Origin of the sequence: Natrinema altunense, assembly GCF_000731985.1 — an archaeon.
GTDB classification, from domain to species: Archaea; Halobacteriota; Halobacteria; order Halobacteriales; family Natrialbaceae; genus Natrinema; species Natrinema altunense.
Genome location: NZ_JNCS01000007.1, coordinates 1 through 15898 on the forward strand (window position 1 = coordinate 1; position 15898 = coordinate 15898).

Consider the following 15898-nt stretch of genomic DNA (forward strand, 5'->3'; position numbering starts at 1 on the left):
GATCGGCGTTACGGCGGCCATAGCGGCGAGGTGCCTCCCGTACCCATCCCGAACACGGAAGATAAGCTCGCCTGCGTTACGGTTAGTACTGGAGTGGGCGACCCTCTGGGAACTTCGTTTCGCCGCCTCCACTCATATCGACCAATTCGGTCGACATTCACCGATCGTGGTCTAACGGCGGTTCGATTCCGCCGATCGGCATTACAGCGGCCACAGTGGCGAGGTACCTCCCGTACCCATCCCGAACACGGAAGATAAGCTCGCCTACGTTACGGTCAGTACTGGAGTGGGCGACCCTCTGGGAAATCCGTTTCGCCGCTTCCATTCATACTATCTCCCCACACAGCGCTCGCTGTGTGGTTTTTGTATTTATATCACAACCGAGATAGCATTGCCTGCTACTTGAAACCGAGGTCAAAAAATCGGAGTCGCGTCGGCTTAGACCAGTTCGATGACGTTTCCGTTCGAGGTAACGTGGAGATCGCGGCCGAGCGTGTAGCCGCGGTTGGATGCCAGTTCGACGTACCCCGAGAATCCGCTCATGTCCTGGTGGGCCGGGATGATGTGCTCGGGCTGTAGTGCATCGAGCATCTCGTAGTGGCCCTCCTGACAGAGGTGGCCGGACACGTGAATGTCGTCGTAGATGCGTGCACCCTGCATGCGGAGGAGCTTTTCGGCCTGGTAGCGCTGGCCTTCGTTCGTCGGCTCCGGGATGACTCGCGCGGAGAAGACGACTTTGTCACCGTCCTCGAGCTGGTACGGTGTTTCGCCACGGCCCATTCGCGTAAGCGTTGCTCGAGGCTCACCTTGATGGCCGGTGACGACGGGAAGGAAGTTCTCTTTCCCCTCGTTCATGATCCGCTCGAACGTCTGCTCGATGGATTGGCGATAGCCGACCATCTCGACGTCGGAGGGGAAGTCGATCCCGATCCGTTTTGCGGTCCCGGAGTAGGTCTCCATCGAGCGGCCGAGGAGAATCGGCTCGCGACCGATGTCGCGGGCGAACTCGATGAGCGATTTGACGCGAGCGATGTGGCTCGAGAAGGTGGTGGCGACGATGCCGCCGTCGTAATCCTCCATGCTGTAGAGGGCGTCGCGCAGGTGCTCGCGGGCGACGGTTTCGGAGGGCGTACGCCCTTTCTTGTTCGCGTTGGTACAGTCTTCGATGTAACAGAGGACGCCGTTGCCCTCGCGACCGATCTCGCGGAACCGCTCCATGTCGATCGGGTCGCCGATGACGGGCGTGTGGTCCATCCGTTTGTCGAGCCCGTAGACGACCGCACCCTCGGGGGTGTGGAGAACGGGGTTGATGGCCTGGACGATCGAGTGCGTCACATTGACGAACTCGAGGTCGACCGCGCCGGAGTCACCGATCGACATCGTCTCGCCGGCCTCCATCTTGACGAGGTCGTTGTCGGTGTTGAACTTCCCTTCCTCCTCGAGTTCGCCTTTGACCAGTTCGATGGTGAACGGGGTCGCGACGATGGGTGCGTCGTACCGGTGTGCGAGTTTGCTGATCGCACCGATGTGGTCCAAGTGGCCGTGGGTGGGGACGATCGCTTTGACGTCCCCTTCGAGGTCGCTCATGACCCGGTCGTCGGGGATGGCGCCCATATCGATCAGGTCGAGACTGTGCATGCCTTCGGTTCGGATGTTGTCGTGAATGAGTACCTTCGAGAGGTTGAGTCCCATGTCGAAGATCACGATGTCGTCACCGGCGCGGACAGCTGTCATCTGTCGGCCGACTTCCTCGTAGCCGCCAATTGTCGCGATTTCAATATCCATTGGTAGGGCCGATCATAGCAGTCCTGTGGACAGTCGTGCAGCCGGAATGGCTGCTGGGAGCCGCGTCCTGCAACGTGAGCCGGCTTCGATCACGTCCTCGGTGGATCGAATCGACGGCTCAGTCCCAACTGTGCCAGGGACAGCGCCTGTTTCGGTTAGTGAATCAACGACTCTCCCGACGTAAGTAGTTCTGGGTTTCAACGCGAGTTCGATGAGAGGGTCGGTCTCGAGGCGGCCATCGAGAGTGGAACGCTGGCGTTCGATCGGTACGTACACGGGTCGTATCTCCGCTCCGCGCTGTCGTCCGGGACGACGGACGGGTCCCTGTCGGCGTCGTGATGTGCCGAGCGTGAATCGACGACACTGGGCTGTGGCTCGCGGCCCGTCTCGTCGACGACCGCCCGTGGTGTTTCTGGACGGAGTCGTTATCTGCACGGTCGGACTGATCGACGCGGGCGAAGCGTGGCTGTGCGGCGGTGGGTGAGCCGCGAGTCCGTCGGACGGGTGTCGTAATAGTCTCGTGTACGTATCCCGAAGGGGTAAAGACGAGTTACCCGTCGATATACTGTTGTTCCCATTCCCGGCGCTGTTCGATGGTTTGTTGGCCGGGATCGCTGATCTCGTAGTAGTTGGTGCGGCGGTCGAGTTGTCCTTTCTCGACGAGGTCTTTGTTGACGAGCGTGTCGAGATTGGGGTACAACCGCCCGTGGTTGATTTCGCTGTTGTAATACGTTTCGACCTCGTCTTTTACGTCCTGCCCCGACGGTTGATCGGCCCCTGCGATCACGTACAGCAGGTCGCGTTGAAACCCAGTCAGATCGTCCATTTTGTACTCGGATGGACGAACGGGAACCCGACTATTTGTTATCGATTTCGTATCAACCGGTCCGAGTACGTTCAACGGGGCTAACTGAGTCATTCGTGGTACTGTCTGTCCTTTCGTCTAGTAATAGCGGCCTACAGTCGGTCGTTTGCTCCCAATCGATTTACAGCGGAGCAGCTCGACCGTTGGAACGATTCACACGCTGATCGCGTCGCTGGGCGTACGAGCAGGTCAGTGGTTGTCAGTGGATACTACAGCAGCCGTCCGCTGTTGGTCTCCCTCTCGGGTGTCGTGCTCCAGTGACGGCGGCCGACAAGCGAGTGGTACCCCTCACTGGGACAGCGGGTTCGGGCCGAGCAACGGGTCGGCGATAGCGTCCGCTGGTTGTCGAGGTGGATGCTGAAGAATGATATTCGAAGTGTGAAACCCGTTACCGAACGTAAAAAGCCGTATTACAGGCGGGTGACGTTGGTGGCGCGGGGGCCCTTGGGGGCCTGTTCGATATCGAATTCGATGTCTGTGCCTTCTTCGAGGTCCGGACCGCCAACGTCTTCCATGTGGAAGAAAACGTCATCGTCCGCGTCGTCCGTCTCAATGAAACCGTAGCCGCCTGTGTCGTTGAAGAAATCAACGTTTCCTTTCGCCATTGCAATTCAATCGAGGCCGGGGACACGTATAACAGTTGTGTTATAGGTCGTGTGTCGAAACAAAAATAATTAGTGCCGAAAGACGACGATCGGACGCCATCTCGCTCGGGAATCGGCACCTCTGTCTTCACTGTTCACTGATGGGTTGACTCTCGAGACGGTCATTAGGATGGCGCTCCGTGCTGGAGCAGTCGTCTGAGACGAGCTGATGGGCTCACTCGCGAAGAAAAGGTCCGACGAACGCAGTCGATCCCGCCCGATTCGGGGCGACTCGAACCGACTGTTCGTCCAGAGTCGGGTTCGAACTCACCGTGGTCTGTTCGGCGGGCTTTCGACTGGGATGGTCGAACGGACCCGCGAGCGGACCCGAATCCGATTCCGTCCATACTCGAGTACTCCGTGAATAGTACCGTTTAGGTGGATTCGGTGGATACGCCGTCCTATGAGTCAGACACAGACCCGTCACGGGCCGACGATCGCGCAGGTCGCGCTGATCGGCCTCTTCGTGACGGCGCTCGTGACCGCGCAGTTGACCGCGTCGAAGGTGCTCGCGTTCGAACTCCCCGTTGCGCTGCCGATCACGGGCGCGCAACTCGCGTTACCCGGAGCCGCGCTCGCGTACGCGCTGACGTTCCTCGCGAGCGACTGTTATACCGAACTCTACGGGCGTCGTGCGGGACAGATCGTCGTCAACGTCGGCTTCGTGCTGAACTTCGTCGTTCTCGCGCTCGTCTGGTCGACGATCGCCGCGCCGGCGGCCCCCACGAGCGTCGATCCCGGCGCGTTCGAGACGGCCCTGGGGGCGTCGACGAACATCGTTATCGGGAGCCTGCTCGCGTACATCGTCAGCCAGAACTGGGACGTGATCGTCTTCCACCGCATTCGGGAGTTCACCGGCCCCGAGAAGCTCTGGCTCCGTAACATCGCCTCGACGGCGAGCAGTCAGGCGGTCGACACCGTCATCTTCGTCACGGTGGCGTTCGCCGTCGCACCCGCTGTCCTCGGCGTCGGTGCGGTCCTCAAGCCCGACCTCCTGGTCTCGTTGATCGTCGGCCAGTACCTGCTGAAACTCGCGATCGCCATTCTGGACACGCCGGTCGTCTACGCTATCGTCTCGCTCGTGCGCTCGCGCGAGGGGAAGCCGGCCGAGGACGCCAGTACCGCCTAAGCGCCCACGGCTCGCAGCCACTCCCCTCATAGCCGCCCCGGGGTTTTCGGTCCGAACGGGGAGCGTTTAGTAGCCCGCTCGAGAGGGTTGAATATGGACGAACGTGTGCGCGAACACGCCGCCGTGCTGGTCGACTGGAGCGCTCGAGTCGAAGCGGGCGACGACGTGGTCCTCTCGGTGGGACCCGACGCCCACGAGCTGGCGGTCGCCGTCGCCGAGAAACTCGGCGAACGGGGGGCGAACCTCCTCGCGACCTACAGTTCGGGCGAGATCACCCGGGCCTATCTCCGGGCACACGACGGAGACTTCGACGAGAACCCCGCCCACGAACTCGCCGTCGTCGAGAACGCCGACGTCTACCTCTCGCTGGGCGGGGGCCGGAACACGAGCGCGACGGCCGACGTTCCCGGCGAGCAGCGCCGATCGTACAACGAGGCGCGAGCTGACATTCGTGAGCGGCGGCTGGGGACCCGCTGGGTCTCGACGGTCCATCCGACGCGATCGCTCGCCCAGCAGGCGAACATGGCCTACGAGGAGTATCAGGACTTCGCCTACGAGGCGATTCTGCAGGACTGGGAGTCGCTGGCCGACGAGATGGCCCAGTTGAAGGAGGTCCTCGATGCCGGCTCCGAACTGCGGCTGGTCTCGAGGGGGACCGATCTCACGATGAACATCGAGGGACGGACGGCGGTCAACAGCGCCGCGTCGGTGGCGTACGACTCGCATAACCTCCCCAGCGGCGAGGTCTTCACCGCGCCCGACGCGACCGAGGGCGAGGTGACTTTCGACGTGCCGATGACGATCCGGGGCGAGTCCGTCCGGAACGTCCGCCTCGAGTTCGACGACGGCGAGGTCGTCGACTACGACGCCGAGCAGGGTGGAGACGTCATCGACGACATCCTCGAGACCGACGCGGGTGCACGTCGGCTGGGCGAAGTCGGTATCGGGATGAATCGCGGGATCGACCGCTACACGGACAACATCCTCTTCGACGAGAAGATGGGCGAGACCGTCCATCTGGCGCTCGGGCGAGCCTACGACGCCTGTCTCCCCGACGGCGAGTCGGGCAACGAGTCGGCCGTCCACGTCGATCTGATCACTGACGTAAGCGAGGAGTCCGTCCTCGAGGTCGACGGGGAGGTCCTCCAGCGCAACGGCGTCTTCCGTTTCGAGGACGGGTTCGACGCGTAGCTCCGCCGCACGTCGTGTCCCCATGCCGGAGGCGGAACGCCCGTCGGTCGGCGGTGCCCGGGGTGGGCTCGGCTCGGTGTGGCTCCGACCGCGACGACCGAGGGTCCTGCCGGCGGTCTCCGTTTCCGTCACGCTCTCGAGTCTCGAGCCCTAACGACGGCTATGCGCGATCGGATCCGGGCCGGCGTCGCCGTCTTCAACGACGGCCACTACCACGCCGCCCACGACGCTTGGGAGGACTGCTGGCTCGATCTCGAGTCGGGGAGCGACGACGAGCAGCTGCTCCACGGCCTGATTCAGTACAGCGGCGCGGTCTATCACGCCCGCGAGGGGAACTGGGTGGGAGCCGTCGGGCTCGCGGTGAGCGGCGGCGAGTACCTCGCGGAGCTGCCGGCCGACTACCGCAACCTCCGACTCGCGCCGGTTCGTTCGTTTCTCGCACAGCTCGCGGCCGATCCCGAAATCCTCGAACGCAGGGGGCCAGTTCGAATCGAACACGAGGGCACGCTCCCGACGCTGTCGACACTCGGGTTCGAGCCGACGGCGATCGCCGCCGTCGTCCTCGCCGAGGCGTTCGGCTACGACGAGGAGCCGGTCGACCGAGCGCGCACGTACGCCCGGCAGGACCTCGAGGCCGGCGCGGACGACAGCACGTTCATCACGCTGCTGTTCGATTTCGTCCGCGAGGACGAGAATCGCGGGATCGTCTATCAGCGGCTCACCGAGCACGTCGGCAGGCGGCGGGCACGCGAGGAGGACGTGACGGGACTGTTCTGAGCGCGGTCTCCCGTCGGGACTCAAGCGATGAGTGCTACGGTTGTCCGCACGTCCGCCGAACCGCATGGTACTTATCGACGCTTTCCCTTCCATCGAACGAATGGCACAGTCAGTCCTGCTTACGGGGGCTGCGGGGCGGGTCGGAGAGGCCATCCTCGGCGGCCTCGCTGACGACCACGAGTGGCGATTACTGGATCGGAATCCGCCGACCGACGACCAGCCGGGCGAGTTCGTCGTCGCGGACATCACGGACGACGATGCCGTCCGCGAGGCGATGGACGGGATCGACGTCGTGATCCATCTCGCGGGCGACCCGCGCCCCGAAGCGCCGTGGGATAGCGTGCTGACCAACAATATCGACGGCACGCAGACCGTCTTCGAGGCGGCCGTCGACGCGGGCGTCGAGAGCGTCGTCTTCGCCTCGTCGAACCACGCCGTCGGCAACTACGAGACCGACGCGCGCACGCCCGAACTGTACCGCGAGCACGACGACTACCTGCTCGACGGTACCGAACTCCCCCGCCCGAGCAACCTCTACGGCGTCTCGAAGGCCGCCGGCGAGACCCTCGGCCGGTACTATCACGACGAACACGACCTCTCGGTCGCCTGCGTCCGCATCGGCAACCTCACCGAGGGTCACCCGCCGATCGACTACGAGCGCGGGCAAGCGATGTGGCTCTCCTACCGCGACTGTGCGCACCTGTTCGACCGCTGCATCCGTGCCGACTACGACTACGAGATCGTCTACGGCATCTCCGACAACGACCGCAAGTACTACTCGATAGCGCGCGCCCGCGAGGCCCTGGGCTACGAGCCACAGGACAACTCCGCGTACTACGACGGCGAGGAGCGGGTCGCCGAACCGGACGCCTGACCGGTCGCGATCGGACCTCGCTCCCGCATTCCCCCCGAGAGCCGGCAACCGACTCGGACGAGCCACGACGTTTTGTCGCCGGCGGTCACACTCCTATCCATGGAGTACACCACGCTCGGATCGACTGGGATGACTGTCAGCCGCATTTGCCTCGGCGGTATGAGTTTCGGGACCGGCCAGGAATGGATGCTCGAGCCCGAGGAAAGCAAAGCACTCATCGAGCGCGCGCTCGATCTCGGGATCAACTTCTTCGACACCGCGAACGTCTACTCCACGGGCGAGTCCGAGGAAATTCTGGGCGAGGCCCTCGACGGCTACGATCGCGATTCGTATGTCGTCGCGACGAAGGTCTTCGGCGACATGAACCCCGAGAACCCGAACGCGAGCGGGCTCTCCCGCAAAGCCATCGAGCAGGAACTCGAGGCGAGCCTCGACCGGCTGGGCATGGACACGATCGATCTCTACCAGACCCACCGCTGGGACTACGACACGCCGATCGACGAGACCTTGCGCGCGCTCGACGATGCGGTCCGTCGCGGACAGGTGCGGTACGTCGGCACCTCGTCGATGTGGGCACACCAGTTCGCGGAGGCGTTACACACCAGCGACGCGCTGGGCCTCGAGCGGTTCGTGACGATGCAAAACCACTACAACCTCTTCTACCGCGAGGAAGAGCGGGAGATGTTACCCCTGTGCGAGCGGGAGGATATCGGGGTCATTCCGTGGTCGCCGCTGGCCCGCGGCGTCGCGACTCGCCCCCACGAGGAGATCGAATCGACGACGCGCGGGCAGACTGACCAGTATCTGGCACAGATGTCGTACCTGCAGGGCGGCGGCGAGGAGATCAACGAACGAGTCCAGGAACTTGCCGCCGAAAAGGGCGTTTCAATGGGGCAGATATCCCTTGCCTGGCTCTTGCACAACGAGTGGGTCGACGCCCCGATCGTCGGGACGACCAGCATCGAACACCTCGAGGACGCCGTCGAAGCCCTCGAGATCGACCTCTCCGATTCGGACATGGAGTATCTCGAGGAGCCATACGAGCCGCTGCCGGTCGCGGGCCACGAGTAAGGAGAGCGCCCCGGCTGTCCGCGCTACAGCAGACCGGCCTCCGCGAGTACCGCCGCGACCCGCTCGAGGTGGGCCGCGTGTTCCTCGCCCTCGAGCCCCTGGTACATCGTCGTGATCGAGAGGAAGTCGGCTCCGAGGTCCCGCCAGGCCTGGGCGCGGTCGATCCACTCGTCTTCCTCGCCAGGCACGGCGTACAGCCGGCCGTTGAGGCCGATCTCGTCTGGGTCCCGGCCCGCGTCTTCGGCGTATTCGTAGAGATCCGCGAGGTGGTCCTCGGCCTCGTCGCCCGGCTGGAACTGGGGTATCCAGCCATCCGCGAGCCGGGCGACGCGGCGCTTGACCGGCTCGGCCATGCCGCCCATCCAGAGCGGAATCGGTCGCTGGACCGGCAGCGGTCGGATGCCGGCGTCCGGAAGCTCGTGGAACTCGCCCTCGAATTCGACGAGGTCGTCCGTCCAGAGCCGCCGGAGCACCTCGACCTGTTCCTCGATGCGCTGTCCGCGCCGCGAGAAGTCCGCGCCCAGCCCGACGTACTCGGGTTCGTTCCAGCCGACACCGACGCCCATACGGAACCGGCCGTCGGTGAACAGATCGAGCTGTGCGGCCTGCTTCGCCACGAGCGCGGTCTGGCGCTGTGGCAGGACGAGAATGCCGGTCATAAACGTCAACTCGTCGGTCCGACCCGCCAGGTAGGAAAACGTCGTCAACGGTTCGTGGAACGTGCTCTCGTAGTCGTACGGGCCGTCCCAGCCCTCCCGATCCGGGTTCACGCCGAGGACGTGATCGTAGGCCAGAACGTGCTCGTACCCCGATGTCTCGACTCGGTGCGCGTAGTCGGCGATCGTCTCCGGGTCGTTGCCGATCTCGAGTTGTGGGAGGACGGTCCCGATTTCCATACCGTTGCCTTCGACCGAGCCGAACTTGAAACGATAGCCGTGGCTGACACTCCGTGACGCCGACGGCCATCGCAATCCCCTTCCACGCCGCACTCGAGTGTTCGTCCATGTCCACGGACACGACACCGACGGATGCCGAGGCCGCCTGTTTCGAGGCCGGCATCAAGTTCGGCTCGCTCTACCACCAGTTCGCCGGCACGCCGGTCTCGCCCGACACCGCGCCGAGCCTCGCGACGGCGATGGCGGACGCGATCGAGAACCAGCCCCACTGCCGCGAGGTCACCGTCGACGTCCGAACCGACGAACTCGAGGCCGCGCTCGCCGAGTCGGCGGCCGACTACACCGAACTGACGGGCCGCTTTCTCGAGGTCGAAATCGTCGTCGACTACGAGGACTGTGTGGTCGTCACCCGTATGGAAATGGAGGACGGCTATCCGTTGATGCGACTCGAGTCGGTTCGGGAATAACCGCGTGCGACGGTCGAACTGGACGGCGTCGACGACTACAACAGCATCGGGATCATGGATCAAGGTACCGAAACCAAGTAGCTCTCCGTCCAGCACGATCGCCTGGAGTACCCGTCCTGAGCGCTCATTCGACTGCCTCCCTCCGAGCACGCAGTCGTCCGACTCTGTACTCGGTCGGTACGATAGCGGCGAGCCCGCGGGGAATGCCGTCGGCGACCTTTCTTTCGAAATCCGATTCCCGTTCGACCGATATCGATCCGCTCCCGACCGATTTCACTTTCACTTTCGGGCTATCTTTTAACCATGGTGCCCGCAAAGACGATGACATGAGCCAAGCCACGCTCGGCGACGACGAGGAACTGTTCGGCGAAGCGGCCAACGAGATGCGCGAGGACGTCGAAGCCTCGCTCGAGGCGGCCTGGGCGGCGCTGCCCGACGCCGACGATATCTGGGAGACCGACGCCGACAACGTGCTGGGAGTGCTCAACGGACTCAACTCGGCGCTCGAGGCCGGCGACGCGGAGGAGAACCTCCGCGATGCGAAGAAGTGGTTCACCATGGGACAACGCGCCGACGCCTTCGACGACGCCGCCGATCTCGAGGCGGAGATCGAAGCCCTCGAAGCGGCCATCACGGATATTTCCGCGGCCGGCGAACAGGTCGGCGAACTCACGTCGACGGTTCCGGCCCTTCGCGGAACGCTGCAGGACGCGGGTCCCGCGGCCGACGACGACGAGGAAGCGGACGCCGATGCGGACGAAGACGAGGAGTAGCTGCTCCGCCCGCCGCCGACGGCCCGCTCGCCCGTCCGCCTTCTATCGGCGCTCGGGCCGCGAGACATCGCGCTCGGCGACCGCCTCGAGCAGCCGAGCCAGCGCATCCGCCGCTCCCTCGAACAGTTCTTCACCCCGCTTGGCGTCACCGTCGTCCGGATCGCCGACGACACCGTTTTCCGTAAACTCCGCCGCGTCGTAGGCCATGTTGACGTAACTCGTCCACTCGCCCCAGCCGTCGGCCCCGCCGGCTCGAGCCGCTTCGATCCGGTCCTCGCGGATCAGTGCCGGCTCGAGGTGTCGCAGGAGCCCCGTCTCGAGGGGGCCGCCGTGGCCCATGTCGTCGCTGTGCTCGCCGACGGCCGCGAACCAGGTGAAGGGGACGACGTACGCGTCGCCGGCCCGCGTGAGCCGGCCGCCCACCTCGCGGAGCGCGTCGACGTTGCCGCCGTGACCGTTGACGAGGACGACCCGATCGAACCCGTGGTGAGCGAGGCTGGCGACGGCCTCGCCGACGTAGTCGCGGAACGTGTCCTCGGAGACCCACATCGTTCCGGGGAACTGCCGGTGTTCCTCGGCGATCCCGACCGGAATCGCCGGCGCACGCACGACCTCGCGGTCGACCCGCTCGATCCCGGCGTCGGCGATCGCCTCGGCGGTCAGCACGTCCGTCCCGAGAGGCGCGTGGGGACCGTGTTGTTCCGTGCTTCCGACGGGGACGATCGCGAGGTCGGTCTCGAGGTCCCGAACGTCCGTCCACGTCGCTGTTGTGAGGTCCATACCGGAGTATGCCGACCGTGTCGGCATGAAACCCGCGGTGGTCGACACGTTCAGGTTTCGCTCACCGGAACCGCGGACCCTGCATGTTCCCGCCCGAGCGTTATCCACGCGACCGTCGAAGTGAGACCGTATGAACCGCGGCGCTGCCCTTCTCGAGTCGATTCGCGACTTCGTCCCGCAGTGGGGTGTGGCCGTTGCCGCGGCCGTCACTCGACTCGGCGACGGCCTGCTGTTGCTCGCGCTCGGCATCGGCGCGTCGTGGGCGATCGCGTGGCGACGGGCGGGTCATCGCGGCCGGCAGTTCGCGACCGGTCGTCCCTGTCGACGGTCGGACGGACCCTGGTTCCTCGCCGTTATCGTCGGCGGCCTGGCGACGCTAACGACGCTGAAACATCTCTTTTCCTTACCGCGTCCCGAACTCGCGACGGTCGAACCGACCGTCTTCCCGTCGCCGATCCGCTCGGTGTCCAACTCGAGCGCCGGCAGCTACGGGTTCCCGAGTGGCCACGCGGTCGGTGCGACCGTCACCTACGGGCTGTTCGCGATGGTGTTCGAGGCGGGGACGCGACGCCTCCGTCTCGCGGTCGCCGGTGTGATCGTCGCCGCCGTCTGTCTCACGCGGCTCGTGCTCGGCGTCCATTACCCGCTCGATGTCGTCGTCGGCGTCGTCGTCGGGTGGTGCTATCTCGCCGGCGTGCGGTGGTTCCTCGAGCGGTCCCCGTTCGACCGAACGGCAACCGCGTTCGCACTCGCACTGGGACTCGCCGGCGCAGCGATGATCGCCAGCGGCCGTGCGGACAGTGCCGTCGCGTACGCCGCGCTCGCAGCCGGCGCGCTCGCGGGCTGGACCCTCGAGCAGTCGACATTACCGCTTGGATCGACAGCCGTCGATCGACGCCGAATAGAGCCGGCGGCGCTGTTGATCGCGGTCGTTTTCCTCGCCGTCGTCGGCGGGGTCGGCGTCTCGAGCGGGCCGTCGAAACTGATCGTTGTGGCCGCCCTTCTCGGTCTCCTGTCGGTACTGCCGGCGCTCGCCGTGTCGCGCTTGCGGATGGCCGACCCAGCGCCGTGCCGCTCACAGCGGTCTCACGGCGAACGCAGGCCGAACCCGTTTGGGTCGCCGACCCCTTCTCGTACGCATGTCCGAAGATAGCCGCGAACTCGGCGTCGAACTCGGTGAGCTACGGGAGACGCTGGAACGCGAGGAGTATCCCATCGGCCACGACGAGTTGCTCGAGAAACACGGCGACGAAACGGTCGAGATGAGCGGCAATACGACGACGCTCGCGGACCTCATCGGGCCGCTGGGCGAGGACGAGTATCGGGATTACGGCGCGGTCGAGCAGGCGATCATGAACATGGTCGGCGACGAGGCGATCGGACGGAAGAACTACAGCGACCGCACGCCACCCGCGGTGGGCGAAAAGCGGCAGGACGAGGGTGGACCGGGGCAGGACGGCCACGGGGAGCAGGAATCGTTCTAGACTGCCGGTCGGAGACGTCGACTGTGGCGTCGGCCCCGGCACCCGTCAGTCGTCGTCGCCGACTTCGGTCCGCGCCTGCCTGCGCTGGGCGCGCTCGATGAACTCCTCGGGAAGTTCGTCGATCTCGCCAGCTTGCACGCCCCAGAGGTGCGAGTAGAGCCCGCCGTTCGCGAGCAACTCGTCGTGTGTCCCCCGCTCGACGATCTCGCCGCCCTCGAGGACGAGGACCTGATCGGCGTCCTTGATCGTCGAGAGCCGGTGGGCGATGGCGAACGTGGTTCGATCCTCGGCGAGGTCGTCGATCGAGCGCTGGATGAGCATCTCCGTCTCGGTATCGACGTCGCTGGTGGCCTCGTCCAAGACGAGGATGTCGGGGTCTTTGAGGATCGCGCGGGCGATGGAGATCCGCTGGCGCTGGCCGCCCGAGAGTTTGACGCCCCGCTCGCCGACTTCAGTGTCGTAGCCCTCGGGGAGGTTCCGGATGAACTCGTGGGCCTCGGCCATCTTCGCGGCCTCGATCACGTCCTCGCGGTCCGCGTCGAAGGCACCGTACGTGATGTTCTCCTCGACGCTCCCGTAGAAGAGGAAGGTATCCTGGCTGACGTAGCCCAGCGATTCGCGCAGGCTCTCGAGGGTCACGTCCCGAATCCGTTGGCCGTCGACCCGAATTTCCCCCTCGTCGACGTCGTACATCCGCAAGAGGAGTTTGAGGACCGTCGACTTGCCGGCCCCGGTGGGACCGACCAGCGCGAGCGTCTCGCCGCCCTCCACGGTGAAGTCGATATTCTCGAGGATCGTCTCGTCGTCCCCCGACTCGCGGCGGTCGCCGTCAGACTGAGCGGCGTCGGGCCGAGTCTCCCCCTCGCCGTACCCGAAGGAGACGTCGTCGTACTCGACGCGGCCCTCGGTCACCTCGAGACCGGGGGCGTCCGGCTCCTCGCCGACCCGGTTGGGTTCGTCCATCAGCCCGAAGATGCGGGCGCTCGAGGCGCGAGCCCGCTGGTACATGTTGATGATCTGGCCGAACTGGGCCATGGGCCAGATGAACCGCTGGGTGTAGAGGATGAAGACGACGAACATGCCGGTGCTGAGGTCGCCCGAGAACGGGCCCGGTGGCCCCTCGATGACCCAGAGCCCGCCGACGAGGAAAGTGATGACGAAGCCGATCCCCGCGAGCACGCGCAGGCCGGGGAAGAACTTGATTCGCGTCCGAATCGCCCCCCAGTTGGCGTCGAAGTACTCCCTGGAAACGGCTTCGACGCGGTCGGACTCGTAGGCTTCGGTCGTACTGGACTTGATGACCTGAATTCCGCCGAGGTTGTTCTCGAGCCGGGAGTTGACCTTGCCGACGGTCGAGCGGACCTGGGCGTACTTGGGCTGGATCGTCTGGATGAACAGGTAGGTGAAGGCGGCGATTAACGGCACCGGGAGCAGGGCGACCAGTGCGAGTTGCCAGTTGATCGCGACCAGCAGCCCGCCGATGCCGAGCACCATCACGAGGAGCCGAAACAGGGAGTTCATCCCGTCGTTGAGGAACTTCTCAAGGCGGTTGACGTCGTTCGAGAGGATCGACATCATCTCGCCGGTCTGCTTGTCGGCGAAAAAGCCCATATCGAGGCGCTGCATCTCGTCGTAGGTATCGGTCCGAACGTCGTGTTGGACGTTCTGAGCGAAGGTGTTGAACCCCCAGTTTCGGGTCCAGTGAAAGACCGCCGAGAGCAGAAAGGCACTCGCGATGATCCCGATCGTCAGCCAGAACTGCGCCAACCGTCCCTCGGGGACGGTGGATGCGATGAGCCCCCCGCCGACCGGGAATGCCTCCACGTACGGGACATCCTGACGGATCACGGCGTCGATCGCGACCCCCAGCATGAGCGCCGGGAGCAGGTCCAGGATCCGCGCGAAGAAACTTGCGACGATGCCGATGACGGCAGCACCCGTGTAGTTCGACCCGTACTCGAGGAACAGCCGTTTCATCGGATTTTCGACCTCTTCGCGCTGTTCCTCGAACGGATCGTCCGCGTCCGGCTCGGCGCTATTCATTGGCCGTGCTCAGGGGTCGCCGGCAATAAGGATTATCGACGTACCGACCCACGCTCGGCGACGACCGCTCCCGGCGCGATCGGCTCGTGCTCCGCCATCGTGACGGCCTGCGTGACCGTCTCGGGGCTGCTCCAGATGATACCGCCCCGATTCTCGAGGTCGATATCGACCTCGTCCCCGACTTCGATGCCGGTCGCGTTCGCGTAGCCGCGTGGCACTTCGAGGACCCACTTTCCGCGCCCGGTATATCTGAGCTCCTCCCCGTCCTCGTCGGGACCGGGCGCGCGGGCGTGGTGGATCGTCGTGATCTCGCGATCCGCGTCGATGAAGACGATGTCGATATCGAAGTCCATCCCGCGCATCACGTAGGTCTGTTCCCGTTCCTCGTCGTGGACGAACAACATGCCATTACCCGGCTCGAGGGAGTCGTGGTCGCTCAACCCGGTGTACCGCTCGACACCGGAGTCCGCGACCGCCACGTCGACGACGGCTTTGGGGGTGCGGTTACCGTCACCGTCCGCAGTTGACTTCTCGTCGACCTCGCCATCGAAAACGCGGACCTCACCTTCGTCAGGCCCCCATGGAGCCGAGACGAGTCCCACCTGAACGAGGAGCATACCGACGAGAGACAGACCGGCGATCACGAGTAGGCCCCGCAATACGTACTCGACTGCCATGCAGGTGTCCTGCACGACGAGAGAGTAAAGGTTATTCGGACGGACCCACTCGTTGCGGATGCGGGCTCGTGGTCTAGCTGGTCATGACGCGGCCTTTACAAGGCCGAGGTCGGTGGTTCGAACCCGCCCGAGCCCACTATTGCTGGCGCGAACGATTTCGTGAGCGCCGGCAGTGTGACGAGAGGGCGGTTCGAATCAGGGAACAGCTTCGTTGTGACCGTGGTTCGAACCCGCCCGAGCCCACTTCCCGTTGGAACTATCCCACGAGCAGCGGGTGTAATCTCAGTTGCGGGTCGACCGCATCGCCCGCTCGATTTCGACTGCCTCGAGCGGTGGCGCTATCCGGATTCGTTCGAGCTGGCAGGATGTCATCGTCTCGTTCCGACGACCGAACGCAGTAGTCCCCTCGAGTCGGCCTCCTCCGTTTCCCTCTCGACCCGAG

At 64.7% G+C, this 15898-nt stretch carries 16 protein-coding genes, 1 tRNA gene and 2 rRNA genes; 12 read left to right on the plus strand and 7 right to left on the minus strand.

The genetic code is table 11. From position 1 onward, the window contains the following. Window positions 1-9 precede the first annotated feature (9 nt). Window positions 10-131: ribosomal RNA gene (gene rrf, locus ALTAJ2_RS12755) — 5S ribosomal RNA — on the plus strand. A gap of 71 nt (window positions 132-202) precedes the next feature. Beyond that, window positions 203-324 (plus strand): 5S ribosomal RNA (gene rrf / locus ALTAJ2_RS12760). Window positions 325-438: 114 nt separating this feature from the next. Here the strand turns inward: rrf (ALTAJ2_RS12760) and ALTAJ2_RS12765 are convergent. The 3 genes from ALTAJ2_RS12765 to ALTAJ2_RS12775 form a co-directional block, all read right to left on the minus strand. Further along, on the minus strand, window positions 439-1785 hold the full coding sequence (locus ALTAJ2_RS12765; RefSeq protein ID WP_006187178.1) for an RNase J family beta-CASP ribonuclease: 1347 nt from the start codon (window positions 1783-1785) through the stop codon (window positions 439-441). A 550-nt stretch (window positions 1786-2335) separates the two neighbouring features. Then, a complete protein-coding gene (locus ALTAJ2_RS12770; RefSeq protein ID WP_007107597.1) occupies window positions 2336-2611 on the minus strand; it encodes a PadR family transcriptional regulator in 276 nt (91 codons plus the stop codon). Window positions 2612-3060: 449 nt separating this feature from the next. Next, a complete protein-coding gene (locus ALTAJ2_RS12775; RefSeq protein ID WP_006187181.1) occupies window positions 3061-3255 on the minus strand; it encodes a cold-shock protein in 195 nt (64 codons plus the stop codon). Between the two features lie 442 nt (window positions 3256-3697). Between ALTAJ2_RS12775 and ALTAJ2_RS12785 the strand changes: the two genes are divergently transcribed. The 5 genes from ALTAJ2_RS12785 (at window position 3698) to ALTAJ2_RS12805 (ending at window position 8336) form a co-directional block, all read left to right on the plus strand. Beyond that, window positions 3698-4423, plus strand: a complete 726-nt coding sequence (locus tag ALTAJ2_RS12785; RefSeq protein ID WP_007107599.1) for a queuosine precursor transporter — start codon at window positions 3698-3700, stop codon at window positions 4421-4423. Between the two features lie 93 nt (window positions 4424-4516). Continuing rightward, window positions 4517-5614 carry an aminopeptidase gene (locus tag ALTAJ2_RS12790; RefSeq protein ID WP_007107600.1) on the plus strand — a complete coding sequence of 366 codons (1098 nt, stop codon included), beginning with the start codon at window positions 4517-4519 and terminating at the stop codon, window positions 5612-5614. 162 nt (window positions 5615-5776) lie between these two features. Continuing rightward, window positions 5777-6391: a DUF309 domain-containing protein gene (locus ALTAJ2_RS12795; protein WP_007107601.1), complete on the plus strand. Its 615-nt coding sequence runs from the start codon at window positions 5777-5779 to the stop codon at window positions 6389-6391. A gap of 100 nt (window positions 6392-6491) precedes the next feature. Next, a complete protein-coding gene (gene azf / locus ALTAJ2_RS12800) occupies window positions 6492-7265 on the plus strand; it encodes an NAD-dependent glucose-6-phosphate dehydrogenase Azf (RefSeq protein WP_007107602.1) in 774 nt (257 codons plus the stop codon). Window positions 7266-7364: 99 nt separating this feature from the next. Continuing rightward, on the plus strand, window positions 7365-8336 hold the full coding sequence (locus tag ALTAJ2_RS12805) for an aldo/keto reductase (protein WP_007107603.1): 972 nt from the start codon (window positions 7365-7367) through the stop codon (window positions 8334-8336). Window positions 8337-8359: 23 nt separating this feature from the next. On the opposite strand, the gene ALTAJ2_RS12810 is transcribed toward ALTAJ2_RS12805, so the two are convergent. Beyond that, complete coding sequence (locus ALTAJ2_RS12810) at window positions 8360-9232, minus strand: LLM class F420-dependent oxidoreductase (protein WP_007107604.1); 873 nt, start codon at window positions 9230-9232, stop codon at window positions 8360-8362. 107 nt (window positions 9233-9339) lie between these two features. Here ALTAJ2_RS12810 and ALTAJ2_RS12815 point away from each other — a divergent pair, with 107 nt between their 5' ends. Together ALTAJ2_RS12815 and ALTAJ2_RS12820 are read left to right on the plus strand one after the other, a co-directional pair. Next, window positions 9340-9699 (plus strand): dihydroneopterin aldolase family protein, encoded by a 360-nt coding sequence (locus ALTAJ2_RS12815; protein WP_049899634.1) that lies wholly within the window; start codon window positions 9340-9342, stop codon window positions 9697-9699. Between the two features lie 326 nt (window positions 9700-10025). Then, window positions 10026-10472 (plus strand): DUF5790 family protein, encoded by a 447-nt coding sequence (locus ALTAJ2_RS12820; RefSeq protein WP_007107606.1) that lies wholly within the window; start codon window positions 10026-10028, stop codon window positions 10470-10472. 42 nt (window positions 10473-10514) lie between these two features. On the opposite strand, the gene ALTAJ2_RS12825 is transcribed toward ALTAJ2_RS12820, so the two are convergent. Next, entirely contained in the window at window positions 10515-11252 is a 738-nt protein-coding gene (locus ALTAJ2_RS12825) for a creatininase family protein (RefSeq protein ID WP_007107607.1), read from the minus strand. Between the two features lie 130 nt (window positions 11253-11382). On the opposite strand from ALTAJ2_RS12825, the gene ALTAJ2_RS12830 reads away from it, so the two are divergent. Beyond that, window positions 11383-12405 (plus strand): phosphatase PAP2 family protein, encoded by a 1023-nt coding sequence (locus tag ALTAJ2_RS12830; protein WP_007107608.1) that lies wholly within the window; start codon window positions 11383-11385, stop codon window positions 12403-12405. Then, on the plus strand, window positions 12392-12736 hold the full coding sequence (locus ALTAJ2_RS12835; protein WP_007107609.1) for a DUF5789 family protein: 345 nt from the start codon (window positions 12392-12394) through the stop codon (window positions 12734-12736). Before ALTAJ2_RS12830 ends, ALTAJ2_RS12835 begins: the two co-directional genes overlap by 14 nt. 45 nt (window positions 12737-12781) lie before the next feature. On the opposite strand, the gene ALTAJ2_RS12840 is transcribed toward ALTAJ2_RS12835, so the two are convergent. Together ALTAJ2_RS12840 and ALTAJ2_RS12845 are read right to left on the minus strand one after the other, a co-directional pair. After that, on the minus strand, window positions 12782-14779 hold the full coding sequence (locus tag ALTAJ2_RS12840; protein WP_007107610.1) for an ABC transporter ATP-binding protein: 1998 nt from the start codon (window positions 14777-14779) through the stop codon (window positions 12782-12784). Window positions 14780-14811: 32 nt separating this feature from the next. Next, on the minus strand, window positions 14812-15456 hold the full coding sequence (locus ALTAJ2_RS12845) for a DUF192 domain-containing protein (protein WP_007107611.1): 645 nt from the start codon (window positions 15454-15456) through the stop codon (window positions 14812-14814). 62 nt (window positions 15457-15518) lie between these two features. On the opposite strand from ALTAJ2_RS12845, the gene ALTAJ2_RS12850 reads away from it, so the two are divergent. Beyond that, window positions 15519-15592: transfer RNA gene (locus tag ALTAJ2_RS12850), tRNA-Val, on the plus strand. Window positions 15593-15898: the final 306 nt, after the last annotated feature.